The sequence below is a fragment of the Bacillus sp. PK6-16 genome, from assembly GCF_056530295.1.
Genome location: NZ_CP096511.1, coordinates 4,171,109 through 4,187,025, shown reverse-complemented (window position 1 = coordinate 4,187,025; position 15,917 = coordinate 4,171,109). Strand labels below are relative to the sequence as shown.

The following is a 15,917-nucleotide window of genomic DNA, read 5'->3' as shown; positions in this document are numbered from 1 at the left end:
GTTTTGTATGTGTAAAATAACTCTAAAAATATAAGGATATATTCTGAGGGCGTATGATTATATAGTATATTTATTGATTCGAATATTTAAAAGGAGAGGAAACATGGAGAAAATAATAGGGATTATTCTGATTATAGGTGGTATGATTCCATTAATTTATGCAATGATACAAATCTATCGGCAATGGAAAGAAAAAGGGCCTTCTTTTGCTCTTAAATCAATAATTTTCTTAGCCGTAAGCATTTTGCTAGATACTGCAACAACTATTATATTGTGTATAGTAACAGTATTCATTGGTATTTGTTTAATTATCTACACATAATAAGTTCAAGAAGGCTAACTTATCGATTGTTACTAATTGGAGGGATTGGATGAACTTCATTTTACATGGATCTAAACATACAGTTTTAGCTTCCGTTTTTGACTCATTTCAAGGTAGGGAAAAAGAGTTTGATTGGCTTATAACAGACATGGAGATTGTCGCACATCAGGAAGAGAAACTTATCCGAGATTATCCTAAAATGTCGTATCCAATAGTTTGGATAGCAGGTGAAGATCTTTCAAATCTCGTAAAAAAATATAATCCTCAATTTATTTGGGGCGTACTATCTGCGTTTGATAAATCTATAAACATTGATATTCATAATTTGCTTGTAGAGCCCTATGCAAATGGAAACGAAGGGCTCTGGGTACCAAGTCCAAATATTCAGCACCCTCAAGCAAAACTTGAAATTGTTTGTTGGGATTCCAGTTTGATGTTGTTATTAAGTAACGATATAAATATTGATGATAAATTTAGAAATTACTTTAAAGAAGCTAGGGATTTAAATGCCTATAATTCGGAATTTTGATTTTAATGGAGACAACATTAATCCGTTATACGAAAGAGATATGAAAAAGGGAACGGTATGCATACTCTACAAGTAGCGTATTATAAGGTGAAAAGCGGATTCTCTGTGAGGAGAATTAGATTATTATTAATTTATAAAAACAATTAGGAATAATAAACTTAATATTATTAAATGAGAATAGTAGGATGGAATAGGGATAAATATAACTTTGAGAGAAAAGAAGGTGTACTATGGAGTTTACATTCGAAAAGGTTCAACGTATTGAAGATGCAAATATATACCGTGTTAGTAATATAACTGATATTTATGAAACAGATTTATTTGATGATTATAATCGTAATGTTGATAATTTAAGTTTACTTGTTCAAGAGAGGATTAATCAGTTTATTGTACATGTAGATAAATCTGAGGAAAAAAATGTGAAAGAAGAAATAGAGTCTAAAAACATTTCCTACACAGTTTTTGATTCGGGAAGAAGGAACATTTTCTTTGTTTTTGATTCTATACCAAGGACAGAAGTATCATATATAATCAAGTATTTTTATGGTGTAAGTATAGAAAATACTTTTGCTATTATCAGTTTAGGAAATAGCGTTGGTATTAAACTAGAGGAAATAAATCAAAGTAAATTGATGAAGTGTTTAATGGGAGAATGTGTTGTACCACAAATCGAATTAGTTCCATCATCGGCGTGTGCATTTATTCAATATGATGGTGCGCTTTTAACAATTGCTAGTAATAATTTCGATATTTATGCAACATGAAAATAATAAGAGGTAATTAAATGATTTTTTTAGCGCAAGGAGATACTGGAGATGTCCAAAGTTAATTAATATATATATGTCGCACCACTTATATTTTTCAGAAAAGGTAACTTTAAGAATATAGGAGGACAAAAGATACATGGATAAAGAATATGAAGAACTCATAGTTAGGAGTTTTTTTAAAAAAAAAATCCAGGATAGAATTATTTTTGAACTAACTTCACCTAAAAAAAGAGTGAAGGCATTAGGGCGTTTGGCGCATAACCATGACACTATCTTAAATTCTATGTATTTTGAATCTATCCCAAAAAATATGGAGCAAAGGATTCTTGTTACGTAATGTCCCTTATTAGTGAAATTGATGGGAGTTTTATGGGATTAGAATGTGCAATAGAAAAAGTTATTTGGTGTGGTTTACCTTGTTTAATTTCATGCATACCGAGTAAATTATTATATTTTCAAGCTGAGCAGGGGAGCGGCCCGCCTGAAAGATATATTCTACGTAAAATTTAAAAGTATATTCCTATAAAAAGATATATAAGGTAGGAGAAAGAGTGGCACCATCAATCCATTATATGAAACAGATAGAAAGCGTCCCCCGCTAAATAAAAGTAATAATTGAAAAGGATGAGTAATTATGAGGTTTTTTTTGAGTGGTGAATTAGAAGGTGACATTGCTGAGGAATTTATAAATATAATTTCAGAAATCGGTAGTGACCTTGAAAAATTAAATAGTAATAATTATGGTAGCGAAGTAGAAGAAATAGCTATAATTCCTATAGTAGTTAACATAACTCCGGAATATGAAGCTGCGGGTTTCTTTAAAGAAAGAAAGCTTTTTAAAAAGAAGAGTAAAGTAGCAGACTTTCGATTAAGGATTGACTATGAGACATTTTTATCTGCAGATTACGCTACGAGGAAAATATTGATAATTGAAAATATTGTTCAATCTATTAGACTGTTAGGGGAAAGGCTACGTCGGACTTTAATGCAATAAAGTTAGAGCAAGACATTTTACAAGTTTTTGATATGAAAGAGGGGATATAGTAGATACTCATATCGAAGTATTAAATGAAAATAGTAAGATGAAATGGGAATAAAATAATTATGACCTTGAGAGAAAAGAAGGTGTATTATGGAGTTTACATTCGAAAAGGTCCAATATGATAGTGCACTTTTAACAATTGTTAGTTTTTCCCTTCAGGAAAGAATGAAGTGATGTTGGATGTAAATAGTCTGTGAAGGAGAGAATTTAATGTTTCCAATAGGTGAACAGCCACGCATTCTTAAAGATTTGGCTGGAATAAATGAAGATGTACAAGAGTTAGCTATTAGCGGTAAAACAAAGAATATAGAACTATTAGGAGAATTGAAAATTAGGGATTTATGGATTTTCACAGTAAATCAAACGCAGTTTGATAAAATTATGGAGTATGTTAATCCAGAGATACTCTATATCGATGAAATGAGGGTGGAGAATTTATCGAAACTACAAAAAATGTCTAATTTAAGAAGATTATATTTAGGTTGGAATCCTAAGAATACAGATTTATGGGATTTGAGTTATAATAACAACCTTTCTTATCTACTAATACAAGGTTTCTCTAAATTAGAAGATTTATCGCCAATAAAAGATGGAAAGAAGTTAGAAGGTCTTTTTTTGGGAGGAGCAATAATGAAAACTCTTAATGTAAAAACATTAGATCCAATCGGTGATTTAGTAGAATTAAATGAGTTAACTTTAATGAATATTAAAGTTAAAGATCGTTCTTTAGAGCCATTAATGAATTTGAAAAGACTTAAGAAATTAAATGTATCTAATCAATTCCCTATGGAAGAATACGCTAAATTATCGGTAGTATTACAAAATACAGAATGTGAATTTTTTAAACCATATGTACGTATGGAGTCCACAGAAGGAAAAGATATTATGATGATTGGTAGAAAAAGACCTTTCCTTAATTCGAAGACAGATGCTGAAAAAATAAGGAAATATGAGCAAGAATTTAAGACGGTGCAGGAAGAATTTAGAGATGGAATGAAATGAATGTAGTCCCTAAATAAGGGGCATGTGGAAGGAGTAATGATATGGATGTTTATGAGTTAATTAGTGATGTAGATTCAAAAGAAAAATTATTAGAGTTTTTGTTTCATCTTCAAAAAGATTTCAAAGAAAATCAGGATGAGTGGGAGAATATAACATTAGAGGATTACTTAGAATCAATGGAAGCATGGGTAAATGATTGTGAGGGATCCTACCAAAACAGAGGTGAAGAGATGCCTAAAAATATATCATGGGGCTTTATTGCACAGGTGTTATTGGCGGCAACCCACTATGAATAAATTTAAATAGATTAATTTATTGAGGTCTAATTTAAAATAAAAGCGAAGAGTCTAAATAGCAGGTGAAGATCTCTCAGATCTCGTAAAGAAATATAATCCTCAATTTATTTGGGGCGTATTATCTGCTTTTGATAAGTCTATAAACATTGATATTCATAACTTGCTTGTAGAACCCTATGCAAATGGAAACGAAGAACTCTGGGTACCAAGTCCAAATATTAAGCATCCCCAAGCAACACTTGAGATTGTTTGTTGGGATTCGCATATAACGCTTTTTTTTAGTAAAGATGAGGACATCGATGATAAATTTCAAGACTATTTCAAGTCCGCTAAAAAATTGGATTGTTAAATAGGTCGTCCTTGAGTAATAAAATGAATGTATGAATAATAATCTCTTTGATGATTATTGGAATATTAGCTAGTATTTTTGAAAAAGTAACTTGTAAAATTTCGGAGTGAATTGTTAACTTTTGATGCGATAGGAAATCGTAAATAAATTTATGAAGGAGAATTTAGAGTTGGTAGAGTTTTTTGAATGTTTATTAATTTTGGGTTTAAATATGCTAGTAGCATCTATCGTATTTTTACAAGAGTACTGCATAGGTAGTATAAGACTGTCTCATTATAGGAGAATCTTTGCTACGGTCATGGCTATACGTTCATTGGTGAGTATATGGATCATTTACCCTATGACAGCTACTCTGTTAGGGACGCTAAATATTTTAGTGATTCAATCAATTATATTACTTTTCCTTTGGGGGCTTATGCAGTGTGTAAAGAAGTACAGAGGAAAGTGGTATATTACAATGATTGCACTTATTATTTATGGTCTTAGCTGTTATTTTCATATTATGTATGCGAAAACTGTATAGATAATGAGAGGGTATTTGTAGACCTAGTTACATGATAGTAAGAATCTTTAATGAAAATTATAATAAAATGATGTCAAAAGGGAGACTAAAAGTGCTTATAGAATTTTTAGAATTCATTTCTATCTTGGCTTTAGTAGTTGTATTAACATTAACTGTTATGTTGCAAGATATATTTTTTATAAATATAAATAAACAATATACTGAAACACGTATTGGGGCGATTATTTTTTGTATTCGGATGTTGTTCGGGACATGGGTAGTATTTGTTACAGAAACTACTATAATTGCTGTCTCAAAAGTGACTGCAATTCAATTAATTATTTTACTTCTTTTCTGGGCATGCTCGAAGTATGTACAAAAAACTCGTGAAAATTGGCTAATCACTATAGTTGCTTTTGTTATTTATGGTGTTGGTACATACATGTATATTCAGTTTGCTTTTAGAGGCTATTAATATATCATCAGAAAAGTTAGTGGTTAGAAAGATGCATTTGTTAAATGTGTATATGAAGGAAGAGCAAATATAGGCTCTTTTTTCTTTATATATAGGATAGGACATGTATCTAATCCTCGTTGGATAAATCAAAATAGAGAGCGGAAGGAATTATATGAACAAAAAAGAATTAAAATTAAAGCTACTGCAAGGTCTAATTGAAGATTTTTCTGCTATGTAATATTTAGAGGTCCTAAATATTTTTAGTTGTGGGGATGTACCTACAATAAGTTTTATAGAAACATTGTGTAGATTAAAGTAGTTCTCTTTTACAGAAAGTAATGTTGTAGATGATAATTTTAGTGTCTGTAAAGGGATAGAATTTGGTAGCTTTATGGATAAGAGGCATTATTCGCATAAAAATAAGAGTTTTAATGGTAAATAGGAGGTTATTATAATGAAATCCAAAAGATGAAGATGGACAAGTATTAAATATGTTATACAAGCAAGGTATAGATTTTAATGAAAAACATATAGTAGATTTCTTTATTGCAATTCCTGATCAAGGTAATGGAGAAAAAATAATTGGCAGACTACAAGAGCTGGGCTTAAATTATGAATTAGATTATAATGAAGAATTTGAAGATTGGACATGTACTTGTTCTAAAGAAATGTTCTTAATTTATGAGGATATTGTAAAGATGCAAAAGGAATTGAGTACCCTAAGTGATGCGTTTGGTGGATATACAGATGGTTGGGGTGCATTTGTGTAATAGTGAATTTAATTATCGTGATAAAATAAATTAGATGGAGTAAAGAAACTATTTATGGAAAGAAGGGCTTATATAAGTTCTTCTTTCTTTGTATATATTAATATATCTTAGTGGTAGAAAGGTATATGATATGTGGGCGGGGGGCTACCGGTAAAAGCCCGATTGGTAAGGACTAATTAAAGTTTCACTTTATATAGGTTTTGAGAGAGTAAGATATAAGATATATTGTTTGTAGCGGAAATCTTGAATGAAGGGAGCGTGTGATAATTGGCAATGATGGATGAACAATTCGAGAATTATCTTGTTATGTGTTATGACAAATTAGAAAGTAAACAGCAAAAATTCATTTCGGATTATAATATCTATAACTTTGATGAGTATTGTTATGATCAAGATCCATGTATATTACAGTTTAAAAAAAATGGTCAAGTGTTACTTGAATTTAGTGTTGTTTTTATAGGGTCTTGGTCTGGAAAGAGTAACAGTTGGATGTGGTCTTGGGCTAATGAGAATGTGGCTGATTATGCAAGAAGTAAGTCTAACTGTTTGAAAGATTTACAAAAGATTACAGGAAGTGAGGTTTTTATAAATCCACTTTTTGAATGCGATCAAGAAATGGCGTATGAGCTAGCAGCCTTTTCCATTGAATATTTAGATGCAGAAGGAATGTATATGGCACCAGGTGAGAGAAGTGATGTGTTTATGGCTGTTATGTCACCGCATGCGTTGTGAGTAGAGCATATGAAAAATATAGATAAGGTAAAATGAATAAGGAGTACAGTTTAATAAATTATTAAAAGGTATCATAGGTCCCCGATGCATGGTGATAAATTTAAAGGAGTGAATTATATTGCTTGAAGTAAAGTTTTACGATTGGAAAAAAAAACGTCCTAAAAAACATTATTTGCTTGTACATGAAATTAGAATTTTTGAGCTAATTTTCTCAAAGAAAGTTAGCGAGTTTGAGATGGGATTAAGAGAGATTGAAAAAGTAACTGTCTTTTGTTTAGCTAACGAAAACACTGATATTTCATATGAAGTGAATAGAGCTTTGGGTGAAATTCGTATATATGTTCCATATAATTTTATGGACTTTTTAGCATTAAATTCAGTTGAAGAGAAATACAAAGAGTTTTGCAAATTAGTACGCCAATATGTTGTCCCTGGACTTGAAGAAAACTCTACTCTTTCATCATCTGTTGTTAAAGGGTATATAGAGGAATCTTTAGATGAAATTGTGAAGCAAAACTATGAAGGAATATTTTTAGTTGGGAAGACACCTAAGAAAAGCCCAAGCCGTAAGAAGATAGCGATATTAAAAGGAATTCATCGTGTTAAAGGTTTCCAGCTACGATGTGAAGTGTATGATGAAAAGGGATTAAAGATTCGAGATCAATTATTGGTGGAAGAGGTAGGGAATGAAATGGTATATTCTAGATTCTTAGGGACATTAAAATGGGAAAGTGAAAATCTAATAGTAGTTCAATCTAAATCCAGTAGTTGGAAAGAAGAAATCTATCTTTAATAACAAGGTTGTATAGTAGAAAGAGGGTTGTAGAGCATAAATGAATTTTTTTCGAAAAAATAAATTAAGTGACATTCAGAAAAAATACTATGAACATTTTGGAGAGCCTAGTCAGATTCTTGAATATACCTGGGGTGAAAGAGGAGCTAAAAGAGTAGAATTAGATAATACCGCTCTAAAAAAAGGAATGCTATACGTTTTAGAATTCCCGAAAAATGAAGATAGGCCAGTATGGACATATGTGACATTAGGGATGTCAGCTGAATATATGACCAATGGTGCTAAAGGAGAATTAATTTGGTTAAATGCAAATCAAAATGAGAAAATAATTGATTTGCTTGCTGGATTAGCACATTATCCATTTATAGATGAAACCTCGTTTGATTATGGGGATACAATTTCTAATGCGGATGTTGAATCTGATTTTTCAATGAATGTGCTTTTAGTAAGCCCGGCAGTTATTGAGGCAGGAGAGTCTCCAGAGCTAATGGAGTTTTTTGAAGAAAAGGAGCTTGATTTATTTTGGTTATTACCTATTCATCAAGCAGAAAAAGAGTATATGATGGAACAAGGAGATGGAGATATTAGTGCGCTCTTTGACCTTTGGCTGGAAAAAGAGATTGATACAGAAACTTTCTGTGATCCACATCGTTTATCTACGGTTTGATAAAAATATTTTAAATAATAATTGTGAGTAAGTATCAAACTTATTAATATTAAGGAAGTTTGATGCTTATTTTTTATGTTTAGAATAAACGAGAGGTTTTTGATATATATGAAAGATATTGTATGTAAAGAATTAATAAGTCTTAAGTCTATTGTTGAAGCCTATCAATTTAAAAAAATGAGTATAATGTTGAAATAGTACTATGGAAAGAAGGCTGAATGTATTAGAGTGTTTTAAAACAAATTGGATGAATGGTTGAATTTATTATTAGAAGAAGTGGTGCGTGGTTTAGTGTGATAGAAAGAAAAAGAGAGTCTTCAAGGGATATGTATAAGAGAGTAAAGGAGAGAAAATATGTCTTTTTATAAAGAGGAAATAAAAGGGGATAAATTGATTATAAGTGATGAAAGCATTGATATTTTAATGGATGCTTTTCAAGAGATTGAAAAGATATATAATGAAGGGCCTCGCAGATTACCACATATAAATGAGTTAGAGATTATGTTGAAAAATGCATTAGAAATGCAGAGTGATAGTTTTTCTTTAGAGGAACAAGAAGTAGTAGATTGTAAGTTTAAATTAAAGAAACGTCGCAAAAAATCATTTAAGCCAGGGATAGTTTTTGCGATAAATCTTAAAAATATTAATAAGTATGGGTACGGAATGTTAGTGAAAGGACAAAATGTTACGAGGCCATATGATGGGGAAACATATGTAGAATATTTTTCTTTATTTACAGATGAAAAAATACGGATAAGCGAGTTTAAAAACTATTACAAGAATCAAAAAGAAGTATTATTTACGGGGTATACTGCCTGGTCTGGTTGGTTAGAGGGTGATTGGAAAATTATTGGTGGATTACCAATGGAATTGTTTGATCCGGGGGAGTATAATCTTCCAGATTTTGTGTTTGAGAATAAGAATCAGGGGACTTATTTTGTGAGCCGAGGGAGAGCAGATGGTCCTTTAATCGATTTTGAAATGGTTAGTGAAGAAGAAGGTAAGAAAATTAAAAATCCTTCAGGGATAGCAGGACAATATGTTATAGAAGATTGGTTGGAAGAGAAATATAGCGTTTTATAAAAAAGAATGTTTTTGTGTTGAAGAGATAGCGGATTTTACTTGTATTTGAAAGGAGTAATAATATGGATATGTATGAGCTAGCTACTGGTGTAGATTCAAAAGAAAAATTAGTAGAATTCCTGTTTTATCTTCAAAAAGATTTTAAAGAAAATAAAGATGAGTGGGAGAATATAACGTTAGAAGATTACTTAGAATCATTGGAAGCATGGCTAAATGATTGTGATGGTGCTTTTCAAAATAAAGGTAAAGAGATGCCTAAAAATATATCATGGAATTTCATAGCGACGGTATTACTCGCGGGATCTTATTATGAATAAGTAAAAAAACGAAGAGTTTAAATAGCCCTTCGTTTTTTTTTACTTTATTTTTTCTCTACTAATTTTTTATTCTTCCAATCTAGTGTGAACAATTTATTAAATGTTTTTTGATCAACGTCTTTTACGTTGTTTCCAACCCAGTTTGCAGTTCCGAATGTGTAGCCTGGACGAAGTTGGTAGTCGTCGGCGTGTTTTGTATAAGCGACTTGTAAGTTAGATTGATCTGTATTTTTTTCAGAGATAACAACAGCAATCATACCAGGAGAGAAACCGCTATTTGTTAATGCTGGAAGTTGATCCATCGGTATTAAATTACCTTTTGCATCAGATTCATATAGGTATGTGCGAGAGTACATGAAAAGTTGGTTTCCATATAAAGAATGATAGGAGTCACGTGTGTAAATACCCCAGTTTTGATTGTTATATCCGTTAAAGAATACGTTCCATTTTACGTTTTTGTTTGTTTGGTCAATTAAATTTGTTTTATAACTAGTTTGTTTATAGCTTACAGAGTCAGACCAAGTGACTTGACCAGTTGCACCAGCTTCACCGCTAGGGCCATTAGGCGTTACAGAAGCTTTAACAGAGCCACCAAGTTGATAAGATACGCTAGATGTTACAGTCGTTTCTTCTACAGCATTTGTAGGTGCTACGTTAAAGAAACGAGCGCTGTTATCTTGAAGGTTAAATGCAACATCATATTGTGAAGGATAACGTAATGTTGCACTAGCGCCAGGGATTGGGTAGTTATCAATAGGTGCATCACTTATAGTAGGATTTGCTTTTAGAAAACTACCAGTTGTATTAATAACGGCAATCTGTTTATCAGCGCTCGGGTCATCGATAAAAGTTACCTTTAAAGACATTGTCATATTATCAGCTTGATCATTATTAAATGTATTATAGCTCGTATGTGTTTTTGCATTTTGCCCGATATCTGTTACAACTTGTGACGTCGTTTGAGCGTAAGCAGCAGGTGTTGAAAGAGTTACAGCGCTACTAGCAAAAACAGCGGATAATGCTAAACATTTTAAGTAGGTTTTAGAACGTTTCATACAATCACTTCCTTTTATCTTTGTCGATATATGTCGTATTACATTTATATCGTAACATGAAAATAAAGCGGAATGGATGGTTATGCATAATTGCATAGATGAGTTTTGAAGGATAAAGATAATAGAATTTCATCCAACACTTAAGACTCGAAAATGTCCATTACAGCCGTTCTTAAAAATTTTAAGACAATATGTTTATCAATGTTCTTATTCTGAAGATTGAAGCGCTTAATATTTACGTTATAAGTGCATAACAAGTTATAATAAAAGAAATCAATAAGGAGGCTGGCTGTGAAGAATCTTCGTTATCTCAATATATTTACCATATTAATTATATACACACTACTTATGTTTTACATCGGCTGGAACGGATGGGTTTGGCTTCATGCGGTATTTGGCTGGGAATCTTGGGGATATTATGCTTTCATAGTCGCATTTATTTCATATGCGTACATTCTCGTGCAAGTGTTTAAGTTTTTGCCATTTCTGCGAACGATAGGTTCGATTTGGTTTGCGGTCATACAATATGCGCTTATGTTGTTGCCATTAGCTGATATTATGGTCTTTCTTTTACAGTTTTCAGTAGAGAAAGAAGCGGCAATTATTTGGACAGGGGCGGCTGTGATAGTTGCATTTATCTTTATCTTTGCGTATGGAGTATTTAATGCGTATAGTCCGGTAGTAAGAAAGTACGAGGTGCACATACCGAAAAAGGTAGAGGGGCGTAAAAGTTTACGCATTGCGATGGCTTCTGATATGCATTTCGGTAAACTGTCTGGCGTTTCGCATTTAAAAAGACTTGTTCGTCATGTAAATGAGATGGAACCTGATATTATTTTACTGCCAGGTGATATTATCGATGATCATCCAGGTGTGTTCATTCAAAAGAATATGGGACCAATCATGAAACAAATGAAAGCTCCATTAGGCGTATATGGCGTTTTAGGAAACCATGAATATTACGGCAGAGCAGTTCCAGAGTTTTTACAAGAGATGGATAAGATTGATATTCGTATTCTTTTAGATGAAGTGATTACAATTGAAGATGACTTTTATCTCATTGGAAGAAGAGATAAAACAGAGCGAGATCGCCAAAGCTTTGAACAATTAATGAGTACGGTAGATAAATCGATGCCTGTTATCGCAATGGATCACCAGCCATTTGAATTGAAACAAGCAGCAGCGGCAGGTGTAGATTTATTATTATCCGGTCATACGCACCGCGGACAAATGGCGCCCAATCATATTGTAACGAGAAGAATGTACGAGCTAGACTGGGGATACGCACAAAAAGGTGCGTTCCACGCAATTGTTTCTTCTGGATTTGGATTTTGGGGACCCCCGCTTAGACTTGGTAGTAGGTCGGAGATTGTGCAGGTAGAAGTTACGTTTGAATAGGGGTTATGAAATAGAGAGTTGATGGCTCTCTATTTTTTTTAATAAAAACAAATAAAAATAAATATTTATGTTGGTGCTAATTTCATAAAAGAGATACGATTATAAGACTCGATTAAAATAAAGGGGGATTGTAAGTGATCATATCAGATGTACTATACGGAGAATTTGAAGTGGATCAAGTAGTAGAAGAATTAATTTCAAGTAAGTCTATGCAAAGACTAAAGGGAATTCATCAAAATGGCGCAAGTTACTTAGTGAACGAGAAATGGAATGTAACGCGCTTTGATCATTCAGTTGGTGTTATGTTATTAGTTAAAAAACTAGGTGGTTCAGTAGAAGAACAGATCGCTAGTTTACTGCATGACGTATCGCATACTGCCTTTTCCCACGTGATTGATTACGTTTTTGATAATGAAGATGAAAGTTATCATGAAGAGATATTTAGTTCTGTTGTGAAAAACTCAGAAATTCCAGCGATCCTTGCGAAGCATGGTTATAACTATGAAGATATTTTATTAGATGATTCGAAGTGGACATTACTGGAAAGGTTAGCGCCCGAATTATGCGCAGATCGAGTAGATTATACGTTACGAGATATGTATACATACGGATATATTTCTTTAGAAGAGGTTCATAGATTTTTAGAGGATATTATCGCAGTAGAGGGGAAAATGGTTGTTCAAAGTGTCGAAATGGCAGAATGGTTTACAGAAACGTATTACAAAGAAGTAATTGATTTCTTTATGAAACCAATGAATATTTACGGAAACGATATGTTAGCGAAAACGTTAAAGTTATCTCTTCATAAAAAGGTTATTCATGCAGATGATTTCCTTCTTGAAGATGCTGAGCTTATTTCGAAATTGCAGCAATGTAATGATTCAGAAGTCCATGCTTTATTAAGAAAAGTTCATCCCAATGTAAAAGTAAAAGAAGATAGAGACGATTACGATTTGTATCAGAAAAATAAAGTCCGTCTTATTGATCCTCCGTTACTTCGTGAAGGTGAAGTTATTCCAGCATCTGTTGTGTCAGAAAACATAAGACAGATGAGTGATATTGCTTATGAAAAAGCGGTGAGAGGGATGTATGTGAAAGTGATTTCGAATTAAAAAAGAAGTAGCGCATCGTTTTTAGAGCGCTACTTCTTTTTTATTAATGATCAAACCAATTCCAAATCTCAATATCTCCAAGAGTCGCATAACGTACGTGCGGGGAGTTTTGTAATTTTAATAACTCTTTCGACGGGCCAGTAATGACAATGCCGTATACTTTTACGCCATTCTCTTTTACATATTCATAACGTTTATCTAAGTTTAGTTCTTTCTCAGAAAGCGCTGCTATTTTGCTTACCGTTTTTTTATGGATAGAAAGGACGCGCATCATTTCGGTTACTTTGTCTTCTTGCGTTTTCTGCCCGTCAGTTTCATTATCGAGGAATCTTACATGTTCTGGAAACCCTATAGCTTCTCCGCCATGTAGGATATAGTCATCTACATTTTTTCTTTCTTGTCCTGTATCTAAAGCGTACCATAAAGGAGTTGGTGGGAGTTCTTGTGCCTCGAATGTGCTATATAAAAGCGGTTCTAATTCTTTTAAAGTGTAAGCTTTATCAAAAGAAATTGCTACTTCTGCAACGGTTCCATCATGTACTTTTGCAAGTGTATCCCATACTTTTTTTGATGAATCCTTTAAATAATCACCCTGCTCTGTTTTTGGATGAACAAAGAAGAGTTTTGGTTGATAGAACGGATTCATCCAAGTTCGCTTCGTAACATCTACAGATGATAAGAAGCTTTTTGTTTCTATTGTACCGAGGGGCATTTCTTTTTTACCGACGGTTCGTACTAAATCAAATTGGCTATTCGTACGGAAAAAAGCTTCTACACTTGTTCCGCCTCCCATAACACGGCTATTTGGGATCGTTGCTTCAAGTGCAAGCGAAGGAACCTCTCTAATTTCTTCTAGCCTTTTATCATTATTAGCTTGAAAATAAAAGGCTGATAATACCCCGCCGATTATATAGATAACGATGCAAATTGATAATATAAAACCAAACGTTTGTAAACGATGTTTCCACTTAATTCTCCAAAAAGGAATTTTAAGATTTTTTGGAGGTAACTTTTTCTTAATTGGTTCTGTTTTTGTTAACAGCTCATCTAAGTAAGCTTCACACTCTTCACATGACTCAATATGACTTTCTAACAGTTCTTGTTCATCATGCGTGAGCGTTCCATTTTCATACTTCTTCCATAGTTTTTTAAATTCTGTACAACCCATCCGTATCACTCCTTTATGCTTTTCGTGTCTTTCCGTCCCCTGTGTAATTCAATTTTCACTTTCGCTAATGAGAGACCAGTCATTTCTGCTATTTCCTTATAGGAGAATCCATAGTAATCTCGTAGTAGTAGGACATTTCGTCTTTCGAGCGGAAGAGCGTATAAACTGTCTAACCAACTAGCAATCTCATGTTTTACGAAATATTCATGTTCTGTACTTGGCACGTTTGGTAAATGGAATTCTTCCACTGTAGTTGTTTTATACTTTTTTTCTTTTCGATACCAATCGATAAAGGCATTGTAGGCAATTGTAAATAACCACGGCCTAATTTCTTCTCCTTTATAATAGTCAATATGGACGAGCATTCGGTAAAATGTTTCTTGCATGAGATCTTCCGCATAGTGGGAATCTCCGGTTAGGGAGAGAAGATAGCGAAATAAATCTTGCATATGCTCTGAGTAAATTTCTTCTAATGATTGTTTGCGTTTCACTACATTTCCCTCCCTTCATATATAACAACGAAATACATATAAAAAAGTTACAATTTTTTATGGAATTATAGTAAAAAACGTCAAGAATTGGATTGCGTTCTCTTTTATCATAATACATATAAGGCGGGTGAACAGAGATGGAAAGCTATGAAACACAAATTCAAAGGTCAATTGATTATATTGAGGAAGATGTAATGGAAAAACAAACGCTGCGTAATTTAGCGAGGGTTGCAGGTTTTTCTGAGTCGCATTTTCATCGTGTATTTCAGGCGTTAGTAGGTGATACAGTAATGGAGTATGTTCGAAAGAGGAGGTTAGCCCGGGCAGCTTATCAACTTTCTCATACGGATGAAAAAGTTATTGATATCGCGTTTGAACATGGCTTTCAATCTCACGAAACGTTCACGAGAGCCTTTAAAAAATTATTTAAAATGACACCGAGTGAATATCGAAAACAAGAAATCGAAACACCGATGTATTACAGAGTGAATGTAAAGCAAAGAAAATTAAATCCGTATTTAGGGGGCATACAAATGGAATATCGTATTGTAAATAAACCAGAATTTTTAGTGGCGGGTTATGAATTGAAGACGACAAGTAAAGAAGGGAAAAACCATCAAGACATTCCAGCATTTTGGCAAGAATATTTACAAAAAGATCTTGGGACAACAATTCCGAATCGTAAAGATACGAGCCAATGGGTAGAGCTTGGATTATGTACTGATTTTAATTTAGAAACAGGGGACTTCACTTACATTATCGGAATGGAAGTTACAGACTTTGAAAATGTACCAAATGAAATTGCAAAGCGTACTTTCCCGGCAGCAACATATGCAGTATTTACAACGCCGAAAGTTCCTCATAAAGAAATGGTATCGTCTATTCACCAAACTTGGAATGCAGTATTCTCAGAATGGTTTCCGCATTCAGGGTATGAACATTGCGGAGTTACAGAGTTTGAACTGTACGATGAGCGTTGCCACGAAGATAAGAGTGAGTTTGCACAAGTAGAGCTTTGGATACCGGTGAAGAAAAAATAATAGGGTAAGAGCGAATCATTGGGAG

Annotated in this window: 20 protein-coding genes and 3 pseudogenes; 19 read left to right on the top strand and 4 right to left on the bottom strand. The window is 33.1% G+C overall.

Annotated features, from left to right (window positions below):
- The first annotated feature begins 103 nt into the window (after nt 1-103).
- The 16 genes and pseudogenes from M1D66_RS21495 to M1D66_RS21420 all read left to right on the top strand — a co-directional run bounded on the left by M1D66_RS21495 (nt 104) and on the right by M1D66_RS21420 (nt 9,628).
- Entirely contained in the window at nt 104-322 is a 219-nt protein-coding gene (locus tag M1D66_RS21495; protein WP_000411162.1) for a hypothetical protein, read from the top strand.
- Between the two features lie 49 nt (nt 323-371).
- Nucleotides 372-851 carry a hypothetical protein gene (locus M1D66_RS21490; RefSeq protein ID WP_242554782.1) on the top strand — a complete coding sequence of 160 codons (480 nt, stop codon included), beginning with the start codon at nt 372-374 and terminating at the stop codon, nt 849-851.
- Between the two features lie 230 nt (nt 852-1,081).
- Entirely contained in the window at nt 1,082-1,615 is a 534-nt protein-coding gene (locus M1D66_RS21485; protein ID WP_000397230.1) for a hypothetical protein, read from the top strand.
- 139 nt (nt 1,616-1,754) lie between these two features.
- Nucleotides 1,755-1,955 (top strand): hypothetical protein, encoded by a 201-nt coding sequence (locus M1D66_RS21480; protein ID WP_242554781.1) that lies wholly within the window; start codon nt 1,755-1,757, stop codon nt 1,953-1,955.
- Nucleotides 1,956-2,252: 297 nt separating this feature from the next.
- Nucleotides 2,253-2,662, top strand: a pseudogene (locus M1D66_RS21475) (Imm44 family immunity protein).
- Nucleotides 2,663-2,870: 208 nt separating this feature from the next.
- Nucleotides 2,871-3,662, top strand: coding sequence for a leucine-rich repeat domain-containing protein (locus M1D66_RS21470; RefSeq protein ID WP_242554780.1), 792 nt, complete (start codon nt 2,871-2,873; stop codon nt 3,660-3,662).
- 41 nt (nt 3,663-3,703) lie between these two features.
- Complete coding sequence (locus tag M1D66_RS21465; protein ID WP_166696326.1) at nt 3,704-3,958, top strand: DUF7660 family protein; 255 nt, start codon at nt 3,704-3,706, stop codon at nt 3,956-3,958.
- Between the two features lie 55 nt (nt 3,959-4,013).
- Nucleotides 4,014-4,307: pseudogene (locus M1D66_RS21460) on the top strand (hypothetical protein); the annotation flags it as partial.
- A 169-nt stretch (nt 4,308-4,476) separates the two neighbouring features.
- The gene (locus tag M1D66_RS21455; RefSeq protein ID WP_242554779.1) at nt 4,477-4,830 is read left to right on the top strand and encodes a hypothetical protein; all 354 of its coding nucleotides are present in this window, start codon (nt 4,477-4,479) and stop codon (nt 4,828-4,830) included.
- A gap of 91 nt (nt 4,831-4,921) precedes the next feature.
- The gene (locus M1D66_RS21450) at nt 4,922-5,284 is read left to right on the top strand and encodes a hypothetical protein (RefSeq protein ID WP_000904359.1); all 363 of its coding nucleotides are present in this window, start codon (nt 4,922-4,924) and stop codon (nt 5,282-5,284) included.
- Between the two features lie 473 nt (nt 5,285-5,757).
- Entirely contained in the window at nt 5,758-6,036 is a 279-nt protein-coding gene (locus tag M1D66_RS21445; protein ID WP_242554778.1) for a ribonuclease E inhibitor RraB, read from the top strand.
- A 267-nt stretch (nt 6,037-6,303) separates the two neighbouring features.
- Nucleotides 6,304-6,768: a DUF6882 domain-containing protein gene (locus M1D66_RS21440; protein ID WP_242554777.1), complete on the top strand. Its 465-nt coding sequence runs from the start codon at nt 6,304-6,306 to the stop codon at nt 6,766-6,768.
- A gap of 118 nt (nt 6,769-6,886) precedes the next feature.
- Entirely contained in the window at nt 6,887-7,561 is a 675-nt protein-coding gene (locus M1D66_RS21435; RefSeq protein WP_242554776.1) for a hypothetical protein, read from the top strand.
- Nucleotides 7,562-7,601: 40 nt separating this feature from the next.
- Nucleotides 7,602-8,228 carry a suppressor of fused domain protein gene (locus M1D66_RS21430; RefSeq protein ID WP_242554775.1) on the top strand — a complete coding sequence of 209 codons (627 nt, stop codon included), beginning with the start codon at nt 7,602-7,604 and terminating at the stop codon, nt 8,226-8,228.
- A gap of 354 nt (nt 8,229-8,582) precedes the next feature.
- Nucleotides 8,583-9,311, top strand: a complete 729-nt coding sequence (locus M1D66_RS21425; RefSeq protein WP_242554774.1) for an Imm26 family immunity protein — start codon at nt 8,583-8,585, stop codon at nt 9,309-9,311.
- Between the two features lie 62 nt (nt 9,312-9,373).
- Nucleotides 9,374-9,628 (top strand): DUF7660 family protein, encoded by a 255-nt coding sequence (locus M1D66_RS21420; RefSeq protein WP_016122083.1) that lies wholly within the window; start codon nt 9,374-9,376, stop codon nt 9,626-9,628.
- A gap of 44 nt (nt 9,629-9,672) precedes the next feature.
- Here M1D66_RS21420 and cytK2 read toward each other — a convergent pair whose 3' ends face one another.
- On the bottom strand, nt 9,673-10,683 hold the full coding sequence (gene cytK2 / locus M1D66_RS21415) for a beta-channel forming cytolysin CytK2 (protein ID WP_000830629.1): 1,011 nt from the start codon (nt 10,681-10,683) through the stop codon (nt 9,673-9,675).
- 143 nt (nt 10,684-10,826) lie between these two features.
- Nucleotides 10,827-10,940: pseudogene (locus tag M1D66_RS21410) on the bottom strand (TetR family transcriptional regulator); the annotation flags it as partial.
- Nucleotides 10,941-10,974: 34 nt separating this feature from the next.
- On the opposite strand from M1D66_RS21410, the gene M1D66_RS21405 reads away from it, so the two are divergent.
- The gene (locus M1D66_RS21405) at nt 10,975-12,081 is read left to right on the top strand and encodes a metallophosphoesterase (RefSeq protein WP_000793729.1); all 1,107 of its coding nucleotides are present in this window, start codon (nt 10,975-10,977) and stop codon (nt 12,079-12,081) included.
- Nucleotides 12,082-12,215: 134 nt separating this feature from the next.
- Nucleotides 12,216-13,193: an HD domain-containing protein gene (locus tag M1D66_RS21400; protein WP_242554773.1), complete on the top strand. Its 978-nt coding sequence runs from the start codon at nt 12,216-12,218 to the stop codon at nt 13,191-13,193.
- A gap of 43 nt (nt 13,194-13,236) precedes the next feature.
- Here M1D66_RS21400 and M1D66_RS21395 read toward each other — a convergent pair whose 3' ends face one another.
- Together M1D66_RS21395 and M1D66_RS21390 are read right to left on the bottom strand one after the other, a co-directional pair.
- Nucleotides 13,237-14,361 (bottom strand): anti-sigma factor, encoded by a 1,125-nt coding sequence (locus M1D66_RS21395; protein ID WP_000501943.1) that lies wholly within the window; start codon nt 14,359-14,361, stop codon nt 13,237-13,239.
- A gap of 5 nt (nt 14,362-14,366) precedes the next feature.
- Nucleotides 14,367-14,852 (bottom strand): RNA polymerase sigma factor, encoded by a 486-nt coding sequence (locus M1D66_RS21390; protein ID WP_000824008.1) that lies wholly within the window; start codon nt 14,850-14,852, stop codon nt 14,367-14,369.
- A gap of 137 nt (nt 14,853-14,989) precedes the next feature.
- On the opposite strand from M1D66_RS21390, the gene M1D66_RS21385 reads away from it, so the two are divergent.
- Nucleotides 14,990-15,892: an AraC family transcriptional regulator gene (locus M1D66_RS21385; RefSeq protein WP_070179941.1), complete on the top strand. Its 903-nt coding sequence runs from the start codon at nt 14,990-14,992 to the stop codon at nt 15,890-15,892.
- The last annotated feature ends 25 nt before the right edge of the window (nt 15,893-15,917 follow it).